Annotated in this window: 1 tRNA gene and 2 rRNA genes; all 3 read right to left on the reverse strand. The window is 47.6% G+C overall.

Going from position 1 to position 2762, the window contains the following annotated elements:
• Positions 1-2482, reverse strand: a 23S ribosomal RNA gene (locus tag MR285_RS00045); the annotation flags it as partial.
• A gap of 118 nt (positions 2483-2600) precedes the next feature.
• Positions 2601-2676, reverse strand: a tRNA-Ala gene (locus tag MR285_RS00050).
• Positions 2677-2712: 36 nt separating this feature from the next.
• A 16S ribosomal RNA gene (locus tag MR285_RS00055) occupies positions 2713-2762 on the reverse strand; the annotation flags it as partial.

A 2762-nucleotide genomic window follows, 5' to 3' on the forward strand; every position in this document is an offset into this window, starting at 1 on the left:
GGATGAGACGAGCCGACATCGAGGTGCCAAACCTCCCCGTCGATGTGGACTCTTGGGGGAGATAAGCCTGTTATCCCCGGGGTAGCTTTTATCCGTTGAGCGATGGCCCTTCCACTCGGTACCACCGGATCACTAAGTCCTGCTTTCGCATCTGCTCGACTTGTTGGTCTCGCAGTTAAGCTCCCTTCTGCCTTTGCACTCTTCGCACGATTTCCGTCCGTGCTGAGGGAACCTTTGAACGCCTCCGTTACTCTTTCGGAGGCGACCGCCCCAGTCAAACTGTCCAACTGAGAGTGTCCCTTCCCCAGGTTCATGGGGTTAGGTTAGAATTCTAGCATTAAAAGAGTGGTATCCCAACGTCGGCTCCAAAGATACTGGCGTACCTTCTTCTCTGCCTCCCACCTATTCTGTACATTTAATCCCAAAATTCAATCTCAGCCTACAGTAAAGCTCCACGGGGTCTTTCCGTCCTGTCGTGGGTAAGCGGCATCTTTACCGCTACTACAATTTCACCGGATCCTTTGTTGAGACAGTGCCCAAATCGTTACACCTTTCGTGCGGGTCGGAACTTACCCGACAAGGAATTTCGCTACCTTAGGACCGTTATAGTTACGGCCGCCGTTTACTGGGGCTTCAGTTCTAAGCTTCGCTTGCGCTTACTCTTTCCCTTAACCTTCCAGCACCGGGCAGGTGTCAGCTCCTATACTTCGTTTTTCAACTTAGCAGAAACTTGTGTTTTTGGTAAACAGTCGCTTGGGCCTTTTCACTGCGGCCCCCTTTTACAGGGGCTCCCCTTCTCCCGAAGTTACGGGGTCATTTTGCCGAGTTCCTTAACAAAGGTTTTTCCGCTCGTCTTAGGATTCTCTCCTCACCTACCTGTGTCGGTTTGCGGTACGGGCGATACTTCTCTTGTAGTGGCTTTTCTTGGCAGTGTGGAGTCTTAAGCTTCTCTACTTGTTTTCGATCCGCATTACGCTTCATCCTTCTCGAAAAGCGGTTTTGCCTACTTTTCAGACTTTGCGCTTGCACGCCTCACCAACTGGGCGCTCTTAATATCCTCCTGCGTCCCCACTTCCTTTTTGACGATTGTATCGGTACAGGATTTTCCACCTGTTGTCCATCGACTACGCTTTTCAGCCTCGCCTTAGGTCCCGACTTACCCTGAGTGGACGAGCCTTGCTCAGGAATCCTTAGGTTTTCGACGGGTGAGATTCTCACTCACCTCTCGCTACTCATGCCAGCATTCTCTCTTGTATGTTGTCCACAATGGCTTTCGCCTTTTGCTTCGTCCTTCATACATTGCTCCTCTACCAACGTTTCCGTTCCATAGCTTCGGTATATAGTTTAGCCCCGGTTATCTTCGGCGCAGAGTCACTTGACTAGTGAGCTATTACGCACTCTTTAAATGAGTGGCTGCTTCTAAGCCAACATCCTAGTTGTCTCAGTAACTCCACATCCTTTCCCACTTAACTATAATTTTGGGACCTTAGCTGATGGTCTGGGCTCTTTCCCTTTCGACTATGAAGCTCATCCCACATAGTCTGACTCCCTAGTTTGTGATATGGTATTCGGAGTTTGATAGGTCTTGGTAACATATGCATGCCCCTTGACCATTCAGTGCTCTACCCCCTTTTCACTTTCTTACTAGAGGCTAGCCCTAAAGCTATTTCGAGGAGAACCAGCTATCTCCGTGTTCGTTTGGCTTTTCACCCCTATCCACAGGTCATCCGATAGCTTTTAAACGCTACCCGGTTCGAGCCTCCATTGAATTTTACTTCAACTTCACTCTGCCCATGGATAGATCACACGGTTTCGGGTCTACGACTACTAACTTTTGCCCTCTTAAGACTCGCTTTCGCTTCGGCTCCACATCTGTAATGTTTAACCTTGCTAATAATCGTAACTCGCTGGCCCGTTCTACAAAAAGTACGCGATCGTAGTTCTTGTCTACTTTCGCTGCTTGTAAACACTAGGTTTCAGATTCTTTTTCACTCCCCTCTCGGGGTTCTTTTCACCTTTCCCTCACGGTACTTGTTCGCTATCGGTCACCAAGTAGTATTTAGCCTTAGGGGGTGGTCCCCCCATATTCCCACGGAATTCCTCGTGTTCTGTGGTACTCTTTTGTGCTAGATATCTTCGCTTTCGTCTACGGGACTTTTACCCTCTTTGGTTCTTCTTCCCAGATGATTCGACTGGCTATTTTTTCTTTCTGCACTTTGGGCTCTTCCCTGTTCGCTCGCCGCTACTTTGGGAATCGAGTTTTCTTTCTTTTCCTCAGGTTACTTAGATGTTTCAGTTCACCTGGTTCGCTTCCTATACTTATTTATTGGGTATGGGATACCTCTTACGAGGTGGGTTTCCCCATTCGGATATCTACGGTTCTTCGGATATTTGCTCCTACCCGTAGCTTTTCGCAGCTTGTCACGTCCTTCTTCGCCTCTTGGTGCCTAGGCATTCTCCTAGTGCTCTTCTTAACTTGACCTTTTTTTTAAACATTTCTGTTTTTCCAGTTCATTGTTTTTTTTGAAATTTTGATTAGTTTTAAGTTGTTATGCTTCTCTTCTCTTTGTGAGAAGTTTTAACTAACTTTTTTGTTAGTCTGGTGGAGATAAGGAGATTCGAACTCCTGACCTCCTGCTTGCAAGGCAGGCGCTCTCCCAACTGAGCTATACCCCCATATATAATTAAAATAGTGTGAAGCTTTTTCCTTAGAAAGGAGGTGATCCAGCCGCACCTTCCGATACGGCTACCTTGTTACGACT

It is taken from the genome of Peptoniphilus sp. (assembly GCF_022767005.1).
Taxonomy (GTDB): Bacteria; Bacillota; Clostridia; order Tissierellales; family Peptoniphilaceae; genus Peptoniphilus_A.